This window comes from Burkholderia sp. SIMBA_051 (assembly GCF_046534915.1).
Taxonomy (GTDB): domain Bacteria; phylum Pseudomonadota; class Gammaproteobacteria; order Burkholderiales; family Burkholderiaceae; genus Burkholderia; species Burkholderia ambifaria.
The window spans coordinates 1-252 of record NZ_JAWRXS010000606.1 but is presented as its reverse complement, the minus strand read 5'-3'; the positions used below and the strand labels follow the sequence as shown (position 1 = coordinate 252).

Genomic DNA, 252 nt, shown 5'->3' with positions numbered 1-252 from the left:
CGCGTGCTGCGCCATCATCGGGTGCTGAACGTGATGACGCACGTCGATCCGCGCAAGCGCGAAACGGCGCTCGAAGCCGCAGCGCTTCACCGAAATTAAGAGGGGACGGGCGGCGTATCGGCCAACGCACGCCCGCGCCGGCTTCAATCGGAGCGGCGCACGCGCTGGCCGCGCCGGAACGTCAATCGACGTTCGTGGACGAGCGCGTGCCAGTCGAGCTTCATCAACACGACGATGCATGCGAGCAGCACG

Annotated in this window: 1 pseudogene; it reads left to right on the top strand. The window is 66.7% G+C overall.

What is annotated here, in order from left to right:
• Positions 1 to 99 (top strand): annotated as a pseudogene (locus SB771_RS35920) (cation-efflux pump); the annotation flags it as partial.
• Positions 100 to 252 lie beyond the last annotated feature (153 nt).